Source organism: Rosistilla ulvae (assembly GCF_007741475.1).
GTDB classification, from domain to species: Bacteria; Planctomycetota; Planctomycetia; order Pirellulales; family Pirellulaceae; genus Rosistilla; species Rosistilla ulvae.
Map to the genome: position 1 here is coordinate 1,486,257 of NZ_CP036261.1, position 20,314 is coordinate 1,506,570.

The window sequence follows — 20,314 nt, forward strand, 5'->3', positions numbered from 1 at the left end:
TTCGGCGCGTCCCAGGGGGCAGTGTGTCGCTAGCGGATCAGCGGAAGTTCTTCCAGCGGCGGTGGAACGTCAGCTTTCCGCATCGACTGGATCGCATAAGCCGATCGAATCGCAGCCAGATCTGCCGCGTCGCGCGACTCCAACAGCAGCGATAGGACGTTGTCGACGAAGATCGGATGTCGAGTCAGTCCCAGGTGGTCGCTGGGGATAAAGGTTTTGCTGTTCCATGCGATCGGGTAGATCCGTGGCAGCGGTTGTTGCCCCGGCACCTCTTCGACCATGATCGCGCTGGTCCGCGTGACGGTGCCGTCGCCGGCGACCTTGTAGGGAAACTCAAACTCCCCCGTTTCCATGTCGACCACCATCTTTTCGACAGTTGGTTCGGAGCTGCCGGCAAACAGATGCAACTGCAAGCCGGGTGGTGGCGTTGCGGGCAGATCCAACGCCGCGTGCAATTTCTTGGCGCGGATCAGACACTTGCGGCGGTGCTCGTTCGCGATCCGCACACGCGTCTCGCGGTCGGGCGCGTCGGGCAACATCGCTTGCAGCAATTCGTCTTGGTCGGGAGCGGTCAGGCCCCACTCCAGCTCTTCCCAAACCGCCGGATCAAACAGATCGAGCGTCTTGCTGGGATCTTGCTTTTGAACAACCAGTCCCGTTCGCGTTCGCGGCAACAACTGGTAAACCGCCGGCATCGTTCCCAGAACCGCAGGAGGATAGATCGGCAGGAAGGAGGAGAACTTGCTGCCCGCCAACAGTTCCTTGAGCGTGAGCGTCGATCCTTGGTTGGGCGGCGCGATCATGATCGCCCGCTCGATGTATTTCGCTCCTTCCCACGTCAGCTCTGGCAGCGAACCATCTTCGGGGAGCGGTTGTGTTCCGTATCGCAGGTAGTATCGCAGCACCAAGCTGCCCATCGAGTGGGCGACGATGTCGAATTTGATGTCGGGATTGTCGATGCCGAACCGGCGCTTCGAATTCTCTCGCGAGATCTCCGCTTGCTGCTGGATGAATTCGTGCAAAAGCACAACGCTTTCGGTGATGTCGCGTCGCCAATCGAAGTCGAACTGAAAGCAGTTGTAGTGATCGTTGGCGTATTCGACTTCATCTCGCGTTGGATCGCGATAACCACCCACACCCAGCGTGACGAGAATGTCTTCGTATGCGTTGACTTGGATCGGGATTCCGAGAAAGCGGATCTTCAACCGAGCCAGCGGTCCGTCGGAAACGACGTTGTCGCGGAGCGATGCTAGCGGAGCCCCTTCGACCATCGGAGACGCTAGCAAAGCAGCGATCTCGGGATCGTTCGGGTTCGTCGACCGCGAATCGATCGTTCCCCAAACGACGCGACGCGACTCCTCTTCCACCAACCGTGAGCCCAAAATTCCAGGGATCACGATCACGGGATTGCGTTCGTAATCGGGGGCTTGAGCCAGCGAATCGTAGATATTTCCTAGGTCTTTCGCCGACCGTTTGCCCGCGCAGCCGATCGTCGCGATCAGGCAGCCGAGGCTGACGACGAAACTCCGGTAGTGTGGTGACAACAGCATCCGTGCAATTGCAATCCGGTGTGGGAAAATATGGTGTACGGAGGTTAACAGAATTCCACCTCCGGGCAGGACCCCAATTCACCGGCATCAGCGAGTAAACTGCAATGCTGGCAAATAGAGCGGCAGAGCTCACGGGAGAGCGCAAATCTCCGCCGTCGGCAATTCTATCCGCGCCGCGATTGCAGAAATTCCGCCAACCGCTCGGCATCGTCGCTGCCAACTCGCAGCGTCCCTCGCTGCATCTGGATCAGGACGCATCGCCGTCCCCACAGATTCCAAACCCAGCCCCCGCGAGGACTGAAGTGGATTCCCCAGCCGTCCATCACTGTCGTGCGGTCGATTTGCGCGTCGACGATCTCGTCGTAGCGCACCGAGCGACGAAAAGTCGGCAGCGGGCCGAAGCGGATCGAAATCCGGTCCCCTTCATCTTCGACAGTCAGATGATGGAACGAAGCGGCGATCCACAGCATCGCCAATCCGACGACGGGGAATAACCACTGCAGAACCGGCATCCCGCGCGTCAGCCAAGCGGCCAATGCAAACGGAATGCACAACAGATACAATCCCCAGCACAGCGGCGCGTGCTGGGTGTGCCGGTAGGTCGTCGCCCGGTTTCGGTTCTCGGAAGCCATCGCACTACCTTTTTGAGTGAGCAATCGGCCGGTCCTCGATCGCGGGCGATGTCGATCGTCCGCCGTTAACTGCCGACGGTTTTGTTCCAGTGGTTCTTGAGGAATTTGTCGAACGGTTCAGCATTCAACTTTTCGTCGTTCCAGAACTCAAAGGTGACTTTGATGTCTCCCTTGGTTCGGGCCGGCGGTTTAATTCCCAGTTTACCCAACGCGACGCAGTCGATCGCTTGGTGCGGTCCGTCGACAGTGATCCGCAGGTTCATCGGATCTTTGGTTTCGATCTCGCACCAAGAGTGATTTTGGCCCGCCGGACGGACGTTGATCTTCTCGGGCGAACCAAACTCGACGCTCTCCTCGCCGGCAAAGGCGATGATTTTATCGAGCAACTTGTCGACAAGTTCCAACGGCCAATCGGGCTTTTCGCCTTCGGGGAAGCCTTTTTCCAGGGTGTGCCATTTGCGGCCCATCACCCGCCACGGGCTCATCGCATCCAGCTTCTCTTCGACTTCCTTTTCGGCTTGCAGCGCGGCCTGCCGGGTTCGAGCGACTTCGACCTTCGATGGACCATCCTCGGGACCGCGCCAGCTGGGGCGACTGATCTGCGGTTTGGTTCGCGTCTCGTGAACAAACACCTTGGCGTACGCAGCGATCGCTTCGTCCAAGAAGTGCCAGAACTCGGGGCGATCCATCTCTTCAAACTTGACGAATCGAATCTCGATCTCTTGGAACTTCGGATCGGTGTGGACGCGAACCCGTGGTTCGTTGCTGTAAGCCGGGATGTCTTCCATCTGATTCAGCGTCGGCAGCGGCAGGCGTCGTGGCAGATCGTCTTTGTTAAACGTTCCCTTTGGAACCCGCAGCTTCAACTTCATCCACCACGATTCGGAGGTGAACAAGTGCATGAACCAGGGACGGCTGGCGATCGGGCCTTTGACTTCGACGATGTTGCGGTGGTTGAAGTTGATAGGTTCGAAACAGTCCGCCTCTTCCATCCGCTGGACGATCGGCAGCACCATCTTCTCTTCCCATGAGACGGGATCGCCGGCGTTGTCGACAAGTTCGGTCGTGTGCCATTTGCGGCCATCCTCTTCCCAGGGCATCTTGGACCCTTCGCCGATCACAGGAGCGGCCTGTTCGCGTTCGAACTGTTCCAACGCCGCGGCGTGCGGATCAAATTCGTCACGATGTTCGTAGGGGCCCGCTTCGACCACGGGCGCCAAGAATTCACCGGTATAGCTGCGAAGCGGCTTCGTTTTGGCTCGCGACTTTTTCCCGGCGACTGCGTATTCGCTCAGCTGTTCGGGGGTTCCGGCGAAGACCAACTGGCCCCCTTCGGCTCCCGCTTCGGGACCGATGTCCAGGATCCAGTCGGCAGCTTTGATGATGTCCAGGTTGTGTTCGATCACCAGCACTGTGTTGCCGACGTCGACAAGTCGCTGCAGGACGTTCAACAGCTTGGCGATGTCGTCGAAGTGCAAACCGGTTGTCGGTTCGTCCAACAGATACAGCGTCCGCCCGGTATCGGGGCGGGCCAATTCCGCCGCCAGTTTAATCCGCTGGGCCTCACCACCGGAGAGCGTTGGTGCGCTCTGGCCGAGGGTGACGTAATCGAGTCCGACGTCGCAGATCATTTGCAGGATCCGCGTGATCTTCGGTTGGTTTTCAAACAGCCCGACAGCATCGCCGATCGACATGTTCAAGACATCGCTGATCGAATTGCCGTGGAACTTTACCTCCAACGTTTCGGGCGTGTAACGCGAACCGCCACATTCCTCGCACGGCACCCAAACGTCGGGCAGGAAGTGCATCTCGATCTTACGGCCACCGGTACCCTCGCAAACTTCGCAACGACCGCCGGGGACGTTGAAGCTGAACTGACGCGCCGTGTATCCGCGAGTCTTCGCTTCGGGAACTTGCGTATATAGATTGCGGATCAGATCGAACGCGCCGGTGTAAGTCGCCGGGTTGCTGCTAGGCGTGTTGCCAAGCGGGCTCTGGTCGACGCGGATCACTTTGTCGATCAATCCGATCCCGTCCAACTTGCCGTAACGTCCCGGACGAACGCCCGAACGATGCAGCTTGCGGGCCAACGCGGGATACAAAATGTCATCGATCAACGAACTCTTACCGCTTCCCGAAGGACCGGTCACTGCGGTGAACGTTCCCAGCGGGATGTGGACATCGATGCCACGCAAGTTGTTTTCGCGGGCGTCGCGGATCGTGATCCATTGGCCCAACGGTGGATAATGCGTCGGCGCGTAATCGGCTTTGCGAGCCAGTTTGCGTTCGGCCATCGTCTCGGGCCGCTTGCTGCTCTTCTTCTTAACCGGTTTGGCGGCAGACGCCTCGCTTTCGGGAGCCTTAATCATTCGCCGATTCGAAGGGATCGGGATCGCTTTGGCGTCGGAGATATACGGGCCGGTGACCGATGTCGGCGACTTGCCGATCTCTTCGGGGCTGCCATCGGCGACGACTTGGCCACCGTTGCGACCCGCCTTGGGACCGAAGTCGAAGATATGGTCCGCACCGGCGATCACATCCTTGTCGTGCTCGACGACCAACAACGTGTTGCCGAGGTCCCGCAGTCGATGCATTGCCGACAGCAAGCGGTGATTGTCGCGTGGGTGCAGGCCGATCGTCGGTTCGTCCAAGACGTACAACACGCCGCACAGTCCGCTGCCGAGTTGGCCGGCCAGTCGAATACGTTGGGCTTCACCACCGGAGAGCGTCGACGCTCCGCGGCCGATGCTCAAATAGTCCAGCCCCACATCCAACAGGAACTGGATTCGCGATCGGATCTCGCGGATGATCTCGCCAGCGATCTTCTTTTCTCGCGGGTCAAGCTTCCAGGATTTGACAGTCTCGCCCAGTCGCGACAGCGGCATGTGAACGATGTCGCCGATCGTCAGGTCGCGGAATCGGACAGCCGACGCGTCGTCGCGAAGTCGCGTTCCGCCGCACTCGGAACAATCGATCTCGGCGGTGAATTTTTCCAGTTTGGCCCGCAGGGTCGGTGATAATTTCGAGGCCAATTCCAGCGAGGGATAAAGACCCTTGAAGCGGAACTTGAACAGCACACCCTTGGACGCACCGCTGTTAAGCGCTTCTTCCAATCGGTCGCCGCGGGTGTCGGTTGCGGCTTCGCCATCGGCATCGGAGCTGCTTCGTTTGCGTTTGGCGTTGTAAATCTTGTCGGCGACTTCGCGATCCGATTCACGCACGGCGATCCATTCGTCGCCGGTACCGTGGAAGATCAGATTGCGTTCGCGAAGCGTCAGGTCGTCGATCGAGCGGTCGATCGGAATCCCAGCGTGGCGTCCCAGGGCAGCCATCATTTGACGGGCGACACTGCGTTGCAGTTTCGGCCACAGGAAGACGGCACCTTCCATCAACGACAGTCGGCGATCGCGCAACAGAGCGTCGGGGTTGGTGCCGTGTTGGGTTCCCAGCCCTTCGCAGCGGCGGCAATAACCGGCGGCGCTGTTGAAGCTGAAGTGATGTGGAGTCAGCGGTTCGAAGCTGCGGCCGCAACACTCGCAGGCCAAGTGTTGGCTGTGCCGGAAGACCTTCCATTGCAGTTCGGGGCGATCTTCGTCAACGATCGCAAGGTCCATGATTCCGCCGCCGATTCCGAGCGCCAATTCGATCGATTCGGCAAGCCGGCCGCGGGTCTTCTCGCTGATCGAGACGCGGTCGACGACCAGTTCGATCTTGTGATTGGTCCGCATGTCGATCGTGGGAGCGTCTTGGATTGCACTTGTGGTGCCGTCGATCCGGATCCGTTGGAATCCGTTCTCTTGCATCTTGGCGAAGTGTTCCTTTGGATCTTCGTTGCCGCTGATCTCGATTGGAGCCAGCAGATACGCCTTGGTTCCCTCTTCCAATTGCAGCACCTTGTCGGTGATCTGGTCGGGCGTCTGCGTGCCGACCGGCTTGCTGCAATCGGGGCAGAACATCTTGCCCAGCCGAGCCATCAGAATCCGCAGGTAATCGTAGACTTCCGTTACCGTTCCGACGGTCGAACGCGGGGAGTGCCCCATGTTCTTTTGTTCCAATGCGACCGCGGGCGATAGGCCTTCGATCCGTTCGACGATCGGTTTTTGCATCTGCCCGATAAATTGGCGGGCGTACGACGACAGGCTCTCGACGTAGCGACGCTGCCCTTCGGCGTAGATCGTGTCCATCGCAAGGGATGACTTGCCGCTGCCGCTGGGGCCGCAGAAGACGCTCATCTTGTCGCGCGGTACCATCGCGTCGACCGATTTCAGGTTGTGCTGTTCGGCTCCTTCGACCTCGATGAACATCGCTTCGCCGCCGCGCCGGTCGGTCGCGCCGTCGGTCAATTCGCTGAGCGATTTCTCGTTGGCTGCAGGATCGACCTCGCCGAACATGAACTTCCGCATCGCGCGGCTTGTATACGAGACCTGGTTCTGAGCCACCTCTTCAGGTGTGCCCGCTGCGACCACGGTACCGCCGCCGGCGCCCCCTTCGGGACCGATGTCGATGATCCAGTCGGCCGTTTTGATGACGTCCAGATTGTGTTCGATCACCAATACTGTGTTGCCCCGTTCGACCAGGCTGTCCAAGACGCCCAACAGCATCCGGATGTCGGCGAAGTGCAAACCGGTTGTCGGTTCGTCCAAGACGTACATCGTGCTACCGGTCGACTTTTTGGAGAGCTCGCGAGACAGCTTGATCCGCTGCGCCTCGCCGCCCGAAAGCGTCGGCGAGGGTTGGCCGAGCTTCAAGTATTCCAGGCCGACGTCAATCAATGTCTTTAGTTTGTCGGCGACCTTAGGAATGTTCTCGAACAGCGAAAACGCGGCCGAGACGTCGAGGTTCAAGACGTCGGAGATCGAGTGGTCTTTGAAGCGGACGCTGAGCGTTTCGCGGTTGAAACGCGCCCCTTCACAGACCGGGCAGGTGACCCAGACGTCGGCCAGGAAGTCCATGTCCAATCGCGTCGCTCCGTTGCCGTCGCACGCTTCGCAGCGGCCGCCGGAAACGTTGAAACTGAAGCGACCGGGCGTGTAGCCGCGCTTCTTCGCTTCGGGCAATTGAGCGAACAGTTTGCGGATCTCATCGAAGACCTTAACGTAGGTCGCCGGGTTGCTGCGCGGGGTGCGGCCGATCGCCGATTGGTCGATCGCGATCACTTTATCCAGATGTTCCAGACCGGTGATCTCATCGTGCTCCCCTCCTTCGCACTCGGCGCCGTTGAGGAATCGTCGCAGCGTCGGTTCGAGGATCCCGTTGACCATCGAACTCTTGCCACTTCCCGAAACGCCCGTCACGCAGACGAACAAACCGATCGGGAGGTCGACGTTGATGTCCTTCAGGTTGTTGTGCCGCGCACCCAATAATCGCAGCCAACGCTCGTTAGGTTGGCGGCGGTGCTCGGGCGTTGGGATCGTTTCCTTGCCCGAAAGGAACTGGCCTGTGATGCTCTTCTTCGCTTTGGCAAGATCTTCCAGCTTCCCTTGAGCGACGACATAACCGCCGTTGACACCGGGGCCGGGACCGAAGTCGATGATCCGATCGGCCGCTCGCATCGTGTCTTCATCGTGCTCGACGACGACCAGCGTGTTGCCTGCGTCGCGCAGCCGCAGCAGCGTTTCGATCAACCGATCGTTGTCGCGCGGGTGCAGACCGATCGATGGCTCATCCAGAATATAGAGTACGCCGACCAAGCCGCTGCCGATCTGGCCCGCCAAGCGGATCCGCTGCGATTCACCACCGGAGAGTGTTGGCGCGGTGCGGTTGAGGGTCAGGTATTCGAGGCCGACGCCCAACAGGAAGCCCAATCGCGTGCGGATCTCTTTAACAGCTTCGCCCGCGATCATCTGCTTCAATTCGTCCAGCTGCAGATAGCCGAGGAACTTGGCGGTTTCGGAGACCGGCAGATCGCAGAGCTCGGGGAGCGAGAGGGACGACTTTTCCATAAAGTCGGGATGGTCGGTCGCGATCCGAACCGCACCAGCTTGCGAATTCAATCGCTTGCCGTTGCACTCGGGACAGACCATCGTGTCCATGTAACCTTCGAACTGCGTCAGCTTGGTCTTGGCTGTCGTCTCTTTGTATTTCTCCAGCAGTTCGGGAATGATCCCCGTAAACGTGCCGCCGTATTTGACCGGGCTCGCCCCGCCACGCCAGGTGTAGGTGACGTGCAGGTCGCCGGTTCCCCACAGCCACAGGTGCTGCAGTTTCGGATCGAGATCGCTCCAAGGGGTCAACAGCATCGTGTCGGGGGGCAGTTCCATCTGCCGTTCGATCGATTCGGCCACGCCCTGGTAGATGTGACGCTTGTAGCGGCCCATCGCTTTCCAGTCGCCGACCAATTCGAAGCAGCCCTTTTTGACGCTCTTTCGCGGTTCGGGGATCAACAGATCGGGCACGAAGGTGTACAGCGTTCCCAGCCCGTCGCACGATTCGCACATCCCTTGAGGGCTGTTGAACGAAAACATCTGCGGCGTTGGCGATCGGAAACTCTTGCCACACGAACCACACGAATATTTTGCCGAAAACAAGACGTCGCGTCCGGCGGAGATCTGCGGCGGCAGCGGCGCATCGTCGTCGTCTCCCGCGGCGGCCATCGGCAATTCGACCGATGCATCCTCGTCGTCCAGGTCGGCTTCGTCGTCGAGATCCTCTTCGACGTCGTCGGCGATTTCGTCGGAGGCTTCAAAGTCGTCGGGTGAAGCTTCCCACTTGCTCTTGTCCGCTTCGTCGACAAGCCAAGCGATGATGCTGTCGTCGCCCAGCTTCATCGCCGCGTCGATCGCTTCGGCCATCCGGCCTCGTTCGCGTTCGCCCGACGGCAGTCGATCGATCACAAGTTCAACGTTGTGCCGGCGCTGGCGGTCGAGGCTTGGCGGTTCGGCCAATTGGATCAAGCGGCCGTCGACGCGAGCCCGCGCATAACCCTGTTTGCGAAGGTCTTCGAAGAGGTCTTTGAATTCACCCTTTTGGCCGCGGATCAGCGGAGCCAACAGCAGCAGCATCGAATCGCTGGGCAATTGCATCAACCGGCCGAGGATCTGTTCGCGCGTCTGCGCACTGATCTCGGTGTTGCAGCTGGGGCAATAACCGGTGCCGATCCGCGCGTACAGAACGCGCAGGAAATCGTAGATCTCCGTGATCGTACCGACTGTCGAACGCGGGTTGTTGCCGGCCGATTTCTGGCTGATCGAGATCGACGGCGAAAGGCCGCTGATCAGATCGACGTCCGGCTTGGGCATTTGCCCCATGAATTGGCGCGCATACGACGAGAGGCTTTCGACGTAACGTCGCTGCCCCTCGGCGTAGAGCGTATCGAAGGCGAGCGAGCTTTTGCCGCTACCCGAAACGCCGGTAAAACAGATGAGTTCCCCTCGAGGCAACACAAGGTCAACGCCTTGCAAATTGTGCTCTCGAGCCCCTTTGATAATGATGTCAGTGGTTGTCATACCGCAACATTAGCCATCTCGTGAAACCTAGAAAAGCCCACGGGACAAGAACGTTTGTGGATGGTATGATCCGGGGTGCTTTGCCGCCGAACGAGCCCCGCCTGAATCCTCGAGAGCCGTGTTTTAGCTATCATGACGATCCCCATCGCGACCATCGACGACGTCCGAAAAGCTCAAAAAGTGATCGATCAGCACATAAGTCCCGCTCCGTTGGTGCGGTCTTATGCGTTGGAAAAAGAGCTGGGGTTGCCGCCGAGTCGCCGCGTTTGGCTGAAGGATTACGGTTGGACGCCGGTTGGATCGTTCAAGCTGCTGGGAGCGCTCAACTGGATGGCGAACCACCTGGAAACGATCGGCGATCGCCCGGTCGCCGCCCATTCGTCGGGCAACTTCGCTTCGGGAATCTCTTTTGCCGGCATGCGATATCAAAAGCAAGTCGTGATCGTGATGCCCGACACCGCGCCGCAGGTGAAGTTCAATTTGACCAAATCGTTTGGTGCGGAGGTGCATACCTATGATATCTCTCGCGACCACGAGACCGGTGATCGCGATCGTCTGACACGCGAGATCGTCCAACAGCGGCAGTGCGTCCAAGCCTCGCCGTACGACGATCCGCATGTGATTGCTGGCAATGGTGTCGGCGGATTGCAGATCGTCGAAGAGTTGAAGCGACAGCAGCGGGGCGTTTCCGATTTTGTCTGCCAGGTCAGTGGCGGCGGCCTGATGGCTGGCCATGCTCTGGCGATCGCCGACGGTTTCCCGCAGGCAAGGATCATCGGCGTCGAACCCGATGGGGCGGAGGACTTCCGCCAATCGTTGGCCGCCGGAGAGCGAGTGCGCGTCGAGCGCCCCAGCAGCATTTGCGACGGATTGCTATCGTACGACGTGGGCGAACATAACTGGCCGATCTTGCGGAAGCATGTCGCGTCTTCGGTGACTGTCGCCGATCTGCAAACGCGGCAAGCGATGCGATGGTTATATGACAAGCACGGCCTGCGGACCGAACCGTCCGGCGCGGCGGCGACCGCAGCATTATTGACCGGCCAGATTTCTCCCGACGGCGAAGGGGATATCGTGCTAGTCGTCAGCGGTCGAAACGTCGACCAACAACCATTCATGGACTGGATCGAAGTCTAACATTCGCGCTGGAGTCAATGCTTCAGCCGACGACCGCCCTCGTTTAACCGCGTGCCCAACGGGCCGCGCGTCTTGAGAAGCGGGAGTGCTGCACGGCGGAAAGAACTGCTAGCCGCGCGGGGCGTTGCCCACGCGGTTAAACGAATGCCGCGCAGTGTTGTAGGCGAGGCTTCAGCCGACCGAGCGCATCCCATCAATCCTCTTTCTCAGGATTGAGCGTCAATGCGACGTCCGGTTCCGCTTTGTCGCCACCGATGCCGCCGTCGTCGACCATGTCGACGCCGACACACCAGGCGATCGGGTACCCATCGCGTAGAGCGTAGCGAACCGGAGCGTTATCGTGCGGATCGATCGGCACGCTGGGCAGGTAGGCGGGGACCATTTCTTCGATCGTTTTAGGGTACTCGGATTTCGCGAGCTTGTAGCGCTCCGCAGCGATCAGCACATCGGCCAGCTTTGCATAGGAATCGGCTCGCGCCCCCGCAGTGTTGACAGCTTCTAAGGCGGGGAAGAATAAAGTTGTCAGCAGAAATCGAATTCCGTGGATTGGACTTTTAGTGGCCTCCGTCAGCCTTGTTTGAGCCGAGTCAGCCGCTCGGAAACTCTCTGACCACGAGACTTTCAGCCCTTCGGTGTAATCTCCCATCAGTTCCAGATACAACGCTTGATCCCCCGCACGAAAAAACGGTAAGCCGGGGAGCACCGAACGTTCACCGTCGATCGCTATCGGGTTCTCGAATGCATGCATCACAAACACCTGTTCGCCCAACAGGCTGTTGCGGACCGAATCGAGATAGTTGGGTTGCCGAACCAATAATTGCAGACGTTGCAGTTGGGAATCGTTCCACTGGAGATGCGGCAACAGATCGACCGTTGTATGGACCGCCATGCCGTCCATTGCGATCATCACCAGCTGAGAGACCAGGATCGGATCGTTTTCGATAGCGCGGCCGATCGTAAACAACGCTTCGAGCGATTGGAGGCACGCCGCTGCGTCGCCATGGTGGGCATTGGTGTGAGCTTCCAGTTTAAGCATCCGCGCTCCGCTGCGAAGGCTTTGGACGTGAGGGAGCTGCAGTTCGATACCTCGTGTGAAATCGTGATCGAACCGGGCATCGCCGCCGATCGCTGTCGCCTGATGCATCAACTGCATCGATTCGGCGTAGTCGGCCAGCAATTGTTCCACTGCCGCCTGTTCTTTCCACGGCATGCCTGGCAGCGGAATTTCATCGGGGCCATCCGCACCTACAATCGGCAGGTCGCTAGCTGCAGTACTAAATTGTTTGGTATCCAAAGGCGTGCAGGCGTCGATCCACAGCTGCGTCGTATCTTCGGCGCCGGCTGGAAGGACGTAATGCTTCGACAGTTCGGCCGCCGTCGTCGGTTGTCCGTTGGCTCGTATACGGTCGAGCTGTTTTTCCAGCTTCGCTTTGGAGCTCGCTCTCCAAGTCAAGATTCCCGCGCAGGGAATGAGAAATCCCGCCAATCCGATCGCGGCCAACGCGATGGCCACGTTGCGTCCCCGTTTGCTTTTCTGCTCGCCCACCGTGATTACCTCGTTTTCATCGCCTCGCAATTTTTAAATGCCGGCGATTGTTATATCAGGAAATAAGGTGGCTCGATGAAAAGGGGCACGATACGCTGCAGCGCGCTCCCTGCAGATCTTAGAAGCAGGTTGAAGGAGGCCTGATCGGGCGGCGCAACTCAACCAGGGCTATTCACTTTTTCAGACTAGCGTGTCTGAAAAAATGGTAACCCGACGCGTAAGCGAGGAATTTACACGGTGCCTCGCTTACGCGTCGGGTTACCAATAGTGCCCAAATTCAATCCGTGATTTGGCCTGGCGACTCAGCGCAGCGATTTGGTTTCGGCCGATGCGACGGCGGCGCTTTCCAAAGGTTTGGATTGCGGGACATCGTCGGGGAAGATCGTCCAAACGGGGATCTTCCGTTCCAATTCGGTGATCAGATTTTTCTGTTGTTCTTGTTGAATGTTCTCTTTGAGAACTTTGCGGATCTCTTCCTGAGCATCGGCGAACGAAAGCATCCCCGCCTCTTCGCGTTCCAGAACGCGAATGATGTGGAATCCGTTGTCGTCTTCGATGATCTGGCTCAACTTGTTGACCGGAAGACTGAAGATCTGTTGGTCGAGGACGTCCGATGCGAGGCTGCCCTTGTTGGTCCAGTCGTGTAGGCCGCTGGTCTCGTCGGCCAATGGTTCTTGCGACAACCGCTTGGCGACAGCTTGAACGTTACCGCCGTAGTAGGCTTCGTTGCCCATTCGGATGATCGCGTCGCGGGCTTCTTGTTTGGTTTCAAATCGCGAGAACAGAGCGGTCAGTTGTTCCCAGCGGGCCCGCGCATTGCGGCTGAATTTTTCGGTGTTCTGTTCGTAATAGAACTTCATGTCGGGCAATGGAATCTCGGGATCCTTATCCATTTCGCCACGGATATACTCCTGGCCGAGAATGCTCTCGACAAACCGACGCTCTTGTTGTTCCAACGACGAACCGCTCTTCCGTAGCATCGCATCAGCTTCGGAAACGGTGTCGAGTTTGTATTGTTCGAGCAGCTTGGGCAGCTGTTGCTCGTAGAACATTTTGCGGACGTTACTCGTGATCGACTGTTCCATCTCCGCCCGCTTGTCCTCGGGCTGAGTGCCAGTCATCTTCCGCACGAACGCGCGGTACATCATCTTGCCTTGGATCTCTTTCCGCAACTCGCGGCGGATCAGCGTCGTCCGGGCCATCTTCAGTTCTTCGGGGCTCGGTTTACGCCCCGAACTGGCGATGATCTGTTGAATGTTGTTGTCGACGGTTTCGGCAACATCGCGCAACAGGATCGGCACGCCATCGACATTGGCGACCATCGCCGTCGGTTCCGAAGGTAGTTCGACATCGGAGAATGCGATGCCGGGCGGCTGCGCAACAGCCCACGAACCACTCAGACAAAGACTTGCCAGCAGTGCGAGCGTTGAGAAATATTTCAAACCAACAATCATGGAGAACTCCGCGATTCCATTCGCAGCGACCAGTTGAAACTGTGCTTTTCGTATCGCCATCGACCGAGGGCCAGCAATAATGCGAGCCACGCCGCTGAATCGACCGGTGCAACTGGTGCAGTTTGACGGTGGGCGATGGGTTACTGTTGGCTTATAAAGACGTCGCTAGGCCAAGTGCAAGATCGATCTGGCAAGTTCCAACCAGTCGATCTCCGCGGCGTTGTTCGCGGCCGGTTGAGGCTTGCCCTTGGTCGACTTTGCTATCAATGCCGGAACATACGCTTGTTGATCGTCGACGATTCGAACCGGCCGATTGGCTTGACGCTTTAGTTGTTCGATCCGGCTGCGGTCGGTGTATTGCAGGACCAGGTAATCGCCGTCGATGCGGATCTCGCTGACCTGCCAGATCGCCGCGTCGAACCTCAGTTCCGCGATCTCCATCATCCGTTGGACTTCGATCGGCAGCGGGCCAAAGCGATCCAACAGCTCTTCGCGCATCTCCTGCAATTCGTCGAACTGTTCCATCCTTGCGATCCGCCGATAGAGATCGATCTTCTGCCGCAGATCGGGGACATAGTCCTCTGGCAGATAGGCTTCGATCGGTAGATCGACATCGACGTCGGCCGACAGTTTAGGGGGCAGTTTCTTCATCTGCCGGACTGCCGATTCCAACAACTGGCAATACAGTTCGTATCCGATCGCGGCGATGTGGCCACTCTGCTGAGTGCCCAGCAGATTTCCGGCACCACGAATTTCGAGGTCCCGCATGCTGATAGCAAATCCAGCTCCCATCTGGCTGAATTCTTCGATCGCCCGCATCCGCTTCGCCGCCGAGGGGCTTAGATGTTTGTGGGCGTCGATCATCATGTAGCAATACGCTTGATGTTTGTAGCGACCGACGCGGCCCCGCAATTGATGCAGATCCGACAGCCCGTACCGATCGGCTTCGTCGATGAAGATCGTGTTGGCGTTGGGGATGTCCAGACCGCTCTCGATGATCGTCGTCGCCAGCAGGATGTCGAACTTGCGAGCGATGAAGTCGACCATCACCTGTTCCAGGTCGTTTTCGTTCATCTGGCCATGCCCGACGACGATGCTCGCCTGCGGGACGATCCGCTTCAGCTTCTCCGCAACTTGGTGGATGTCGTTGACGCGATTGTGGACGAAATAGATCTGGCCGTTGCGGTTGAGTTCCCGGACGATCGCGTTGTGGATCAGTTTCTCATCCCACCGCGTGACCCGCGTCTCGACGCTCAAGCGATCTTCGGGCGGTGTCTCCAGGTTGCTGATATCGCGGACGCCGACCATCGCCATGTGCAGCGTTCGTGGGATCGGTGTCGCCGACATCGTCAGCACATCGACGTTGCTGTGTTTGGTCTTCAGCCGTTCTTTGACCTGCACGCCGAACCGCTGCTCTTCGTCGATGATCACCAGGCCCAAGTTGTTGAACTTGACGTTCGCTCCGGCGACGCGGTGCGTTCCGATCACGATATCGACTCGCCCCGACTTGATCCCTTTGAGCGTTTCTCGCTGTTCTTCGGGGCTGGCAAACCGGCTGAGCTTGCCGATATCGAAAGGGAACTCGCCCATCCGGCTGGTGAACGATTGGTAGTGCTGTTCGGCCAAGACCGTTGTCGGGACCAAGACGGCGACTTGATAACCGGCATCGACAGCTTTGAAGGCGGCCCGCATCGCGACTTCCGTTTTGCCAAACCCGACGTCGCCGCAGATCAAGCGGTCCATCGGCTGTGTCGATTCCATGCTCTCTTTAAAAGCGATCGTCGCCAGGGCTTGGTCGTGCGTGTCGGTGTAAGGGAATGAAGATTCAAACAGCCGCTGCCAATTGCTGTCCGATGGAAACGCGATCCCGCGACGCGCCGACCGCTGCGCCTGAAGCTCCAACAGTTCCGACGCCATGTCGGTCACCGCCGACTCAGCCGCTTTCTTGTTTTTGGTCCAGGATTGGCCGCCGATTTTTGCGAGCCGTGGACGACTCTTGTTGCCGCCGATGTAGCGTTGGATCAGCCCGATCCGCGTCGCCGGGACATAGATCTTGGTGCCGCCGTCGAATTCGATCGCCAGGTGTTCCAGTTTTTGGCCGTGCTTTTCCAGCAGTTCCAGGCCGCGGTAGAGTCCGATGCCGTGGGACAGGTGGACGACCAAGTCGCCCGGATGCAGTTGCAGGAAGCCGTCGATCGGTTTGCTGCGGACCTGGGCTTTGACGCGTCGCAGCGGCGTGCGGTGGAACAGTTCGGCACCGGTCAGGACCAGGACCGCGGGATCGTCGATCTGGAAACCGCCCCCGAGCGAACCGGTTTGGAAACTCAGTTTGCCCCGCTTGGCGACCTCGGTCCCGATCAACAGTTCGCTCATCCGTTGATTGTCGGCTGGCGTGTCGGCGACGACGATCACCTGTTGGTCGGCCGCAACTTGGTCGATCCGCCGCGTGATGTATTCCAGGTCTCCAACAAATCCATCGACCGAAACGCTGTGCAGGTCCAACACTTGGTCGGTTCCGGCTTCGGCTAACTGCGTTCCCATCGCGATTCGAAACGGTTGGCACTGGACCAGCAGGTCGTTCCAGGAAAGGTAGTCGTCGTGATGGCTGGTGCGAGCCAGCAGCGCGTCGATCGATTTCTTGCATGCCTCGGGATCGACGATCACGATCGCCGTCTCCGCCGGCAGATGCTGCATCAACGTTCCCGACGAATGGCTGCCACTGTCGACCGCTGAAAATTCAAACTGCGGGACATTGTTGATGCTGCGTTGGCTGGCGACATCAAACGAGCGGATCGAATCGATCTCGTCGCCAAACAATTCGATCCGGTAGGGATGCTGGTGATCGGGGGCGAAGACATCCAGGATCCCGCCGCGCATGCTGAATTCGCCATGCAGTTCGACTGCGGTCGAGGCGTGGAATCCAGCGGTCGCCAGCCATTGTCGCAGTTCGTCGACATCGATCCGTTGGCCGACCTTCAGCGTGCGGCTGGATTGTTCCAGCTTCTCCGGCGACGGGACGCCTTGGATCGCTGCGGTGATCGGGGCGGTGACGACATCGGGGACGCCGCCGGGCTGCCAGGCTCGCAACTGCTGCAGGACTTGCAAACGGCGGGCGTAATCCTGGTCTTGGATCGACTCGGGAGTCCCTTCGGCGGTGCTGAAGGGGAGCGTCAGGGCGCTCGGAATGTCGAACGATTCGAGGTCGGCGGCGACCAGATCGGCGGCGCTGCCGTCGGGCGTCAGGACCAACAGCGGGCGGGTGTGCTGGCACAGAACGGCGGTCAACAGCGAAGCCGTGCCGCTCCAGACGCCTTGGATCCAGAGCGGTTCGCCTGGTTTCCAACGCTTCAGCGCAGCGGCAACCGGGCGCCGCCGCGCGATCGCGGGGGGAAGTTGAGCAAGCGTTTTGATCTTCGATCGAGGTGCCCGTTTCGCCGGTTTGGCAACGGGCACCGAATCTTCCGTGGGAATAACCGCACCTCGCGATTCGTGTACCTTGCGAATTTAAAGATAACGAATCGCGGTGAGAAAACATCCAGGGCGGCGAAAAAGAATGGCGGCCGCAGCCGCCGTCGCAGGGCCCGTGGCGGCGGAGACTACTTTGCTGGCAAATTGAAGTCGCCGGTCAGATCGCGCCAAACGCAGTGGATGTGGTTGGCTGGATTGCCGGCCGCATCGGGCTGCGTGTTGACGAATTCGATCAGGAACGATTTGCCTTGGACGCGGTAGTAGTGGCCGATTCCGGTCTTCAACGCACCGCCCCAAGCGAAGTGGACGTCGTTCCAGCCATCGTTATCGATGATCTGACGACGGTCGGCAGCGACTTCGGCGGTCATCGAATCGATGTAGACATCGACCAGCGAGCGCAACATCTCTTGTTGCTGTCCGTTGAGCGAGGCGTACGAAATGCCAACCAGCTTTGGCGCGGTCGGTTGCGGTTCGCCCGCGTCGCTGATCTCGGCGGGGGCTTCGGCGGCGAAGATCGCTTTTTCGCGTTGGCTCGACTGCAGCGAAGCCATCAAATCGAAGGCCAGTTGCTCTTCGTCACGCAGCACGCGGGTTCCCTTTTTCAGCGGGCCGCTGACATCGTTTTTGATCTCGGCGGGATTGCTGGCGAAGAACTGAGGCGTCGAGTCGACGATCTTGCCCCCTTCGACGACGAAGTTCAACGACATGTGGTGCCCTTCAAAACTGAAGCCCCACGGTTGCGTGTCGCTCGGTTCGCCGAACAACGTTACATAATACTTCTCTGGATCGCGGCGGCCCTTGCTTTTGGGACCTTCCAATTCCAACAAGACAGCTTCCAGCGACATGATCCGTCGCGACTTCTCGTACCCGGATTCGCTGAGCGCCGCTCGCAGCAATCGCAGCGCGGCAGCTTTTTGAGCTGGGTTCATGTCGCGGATCACAAGCCCTTTCCGCGTTGGCATCGGAATGAAATGCCACTTCGTCCGCTCGGCTGCATCGTAAGCCAACAGCGCCTTCGATTTTGCAGCGTCGTCCAGCGTGCTCAGGAAGGCGTTGGCCGATTGAACCATCGCCGCACCGCCGGAGTTTGCTTGCAACAGGATCGCGCCGGTTGCTGTCGCCAAAAGCCCTCCGAAACAGAGCATCGTGATCAGGGAGAGGCGTGAGAAGAGTCGAGGGTTGCGCATATTGGCGGGTCCGTGGTGGAGTGAATGGATCGTGTGGGAGGCCGGGATGGCCAGCGAGTATGATATTCGCCCGCCGGCTGCAATGCAAAACGGGGATGCCCCTGTTGCTCGACGATCCTGTATCCGCATCGCTCGTCAATCGTGAACGACAGGAAGGGACTACGCGGCAAGCACTTCCCTGTCCAGTTCGATACGCTTCACGATCAGTCCGCATTCTTCGATCTGCTTTACGGCTGACTGCATCGCTTCGTCGCGTGACTCCGCTTCGCGATCAAACACAACTTCGACCCCTTCGGCATGGCCGCCAAGATGACCGTCATCACACCCCGCCGCCGCTAGACGGTCCGCCAAATCCAGCATCTCGTGTTCGCTCTTTACCTGGTGGTTTATCACCACTCGAAATCGATATTCAGTCATTTGATTTCTCGCTGTCTACACCTTGACCAGGGCAAGCCGCCACCTTGCGTTTGATCTGTCTCGCGTGATTTAGCGGGTTTCTCGGAGTCGAATAGATCGCCATTCAGCAACTTTTATGATCAAAATTGCAATGTATTGTACGCCCTGGCGTGGGCACGCGGTCCACTTTTCTTCACCGCCCAGCAGGGCTGATACCTCAAATTGAAACACTGAATAGCTCTGGGGGATTCGATGGCATGGTGGCACGCTCCCGAGATTTCCGTAGCGACTTTTTGCCACCGAGCACTCAGAGGGCAATGAGTCTTTGATTTTCTAGTTTAAGGTGTTGTCTCCGTGAACTCGGCGGCCTCTGTGGCGAAATCAAATTCTTCGTTCTCCACCAGCGTCTCTGTTAGCCTCGGGAGACGCTCCGATTCCGTGAAGTTCACTGCGGCCAAAACACCGTTTGTTGCATCTATGTTCAATGATCCGGATCGTGTTTGCCGGGGTCGAGGTCGTGATGGGTTTGATCGATGTGAATGTGCAGGTCGCGGCGTTTTTCGAACATCGCTTGCCAGCCGGCATCGGTGACGCGGCCTCCGTCGATGTACAGCGAACGCAGGCTCTTCAGATCGGCTAGCCGCAGCAGATTTTCATCGTCGACGGGAATGTCGATCAGGTGCAACGATCGCAAGCCGGTTAGTTCGCTGATCGGCTGGCAGATCGCTGCGGTGGCGTGAGTCGAACCGAGCCGCAGTTGCCGCAATTTGGAAAGCTGTTTCAGTTCGGCGATCCCCGCCGCGGTGACCTGCGACTGAGGTAGATTCAAAATTTCCAGCTCTGCCATTTGAGCGATCTGCTGCATCCCAGCGTCGCTGATCGGCGAAAACCGCAGCCGCAGGTGCTTGAGGTTGGGGCAGGTGGCGATCGCGGCGAGCCCCTTGTCGGTGACAACGCCTCCATCGATCAAAAGATCGGTCAGGGAATCGAGGTTCGAAAGCTGAGGGAGATCCGAAGCGGTGATCTTTGTGATGACGTCGATCCGCGTGGTTTGCGACGCTTGGACGTCGGCGATCTGTTGAGCAAAGGTTGGCTCGGACGTCGACGGATCGGTTTGCGAGTCGCGAATCGTATCGGCAGCCGGGTCGCGAGAATCCGCGGGGGGAGAGCTTGGGCTGCAGCCGATGATGGCTAGGCTTAGCGCTGCACCGCTGAACAAGAGCCGAGGCTCGGTTCGCCAGACGCTGGCCCGTTGCGTGCGGGAACAATTCGGTGAAGACATAAGGCGTGGGGGCGGTTGCGTAGAGCTGGGGAATTCGGTCTGCAACCTTCACTTATAAAGGATGCAGCGCCACGAAGAACGATCGAAAGAGGACTTCGCCCATTCTAGCCAGAGAACCGAGAGGTGGGAGCGCAACGAAAAGAGGGCGGTTGTCTGTGAATGCTCACAGGCAACCGCCCTCCGCTGTTCTCTGGCACCGAGGCGACGCATTGGCGAC

At 58.8% G+C, this 20,314-nt stretch carries 10 protein-coding genes; 1 reads left to right on the top strand and 9 read right to left on the bottom strand.

Translation table 11 applies throughout. The features are described 5' to 3' along the window. Positions 1–29: 29 nt before the first annotated feature. The 3 genes from EC9_RS05390 to uvrA form a co-directional block, all read right to left on the bottom strand. Positions 30–1,550 carry a lipase/acyltransferase domain-containing protein gene (locus EC9_RS05390; RefSeq protein WP_145343031.1) on the bottom strand — a complete coding sequence of 507 codons (1,521 nt, stop codon included), beginning with the start codon at positions 1,548–1,550 and terminating at the stop codon, positions 30–32. 164 nt (positions 1,551–1,714) lie between these two features. Beyond that, positions 1,715–2,182: a hypothetical protein gene (locus tag EC9_RS05395; protein ID WP_145343033.1), complete on the bottom strand. Its 468-nt coding sequence runs from the start codon at positions 2,180–2,182 to the stop codon at positions 1,715–1,717. Positions 2,183–2,247: 65 nt separating this feature from the next. After that, positions 2,248–9,627, bottom strand: coding sequence for an excinuclease ABC subunit UvrA (gene uvrA, locus EC9_RS05400; RefSeq protein WP_145343035.1), 7,380 nt, complete (start codon positions 9,625–9,627; stop codon positions 2,248–2,250). A gap of 132 nt (positions 9,628–9,759) precedes the next feature. Here uvrA and EC9_RS05405 point away from each other — a divergent pair, with 132 nt between their 5' ends. Further along, entirely contained in the window at positions 9,760–10,764 is a 1,005-nt protein-coding gene (locus EC9_RS05405) for a threonine ammonia-lyase (RefSeq protein WP_145343037.1), read from the top strand. Positions 10,765–10,957: 193 nt separating this feature from the next. Here EC9_RS05405 and EC9_RS05410 read toward each other — a convergent pair whose 3' ends face one another. From EC9_RS05410 to EC9_RS05435, 6 genes are all read right to left on the bottom strand, one after another. Next, positions 10,958–12,310, bottom strand: a complete 1,353-nt coding sequence (locus EC9_RS05410; RefSeq protein WP_145343039.1) for a hypothetical protein — start codon at positions 12,308–12,310, stop codon at positions 10,958–10,960. A gap of 302 nt (positions 12,311–12,612) precedes the next feature. After that, positions 12,613–13,764, bottom strand: coding sequence for a peptidylprolyl isomerase (locus EC9_RS05415; protein WP_218934599.1), 1,152 nt, complete (start codon positions 13,762–13,764; stop codon positions 12,613–12,615). A gap of 165 nt (positions 13,765–13,929) precedes the next feature. Further along, positions 13,930–17,217, bottom strand: coding sequence for a transcription-repair coupling factor (mfd, locus tag EC9_RS05420; RefSeq protein WP_315852313.1), 3,288 nt, complete (start codon positions 17,215–17,217; stop codon positions 13,930–13,932). A gap of 143 nt (positions 17,218–17,360) precedes the next feature. Continuing rightward, positions 17,361–18,419 (bottom strand): DUF3500 domain-containing protein, encoded by a 1,059-nt coding sequence (locus tag EC9_RS05425; protein WP_246105968.1) that lies wholly within the window; start codon positions 18,417–18,419, stop codon positions 17,361–17,363. A 159-nt stretch (positions 18,420–18,578) separates the two neighbouring features. Next, complete coding sequence (locus EC9_RS05430; protein ID WP_145343045.1) at positions 18,579–18,836, bottom strand: hypothetical protein; 258 nt, start codon at positions 18,834–18,836, stop codon at positions 18,579–18,581. Between the two features lie 460 nt (positions 18,837–19,296). After that, on the bottom strand, positions 19,297–20,097 hold the full coding sequence (locus tag EC9_RS05435) for a leucine-rich repeat domain-containing protein (protein WP_145343047.1): 801 nt from the start codon (positions 20,095–20,097) through the stop codon (positions 19,297–19,299). Positions 20,098–20,314 lie beyond the last annotated feature (217 nt).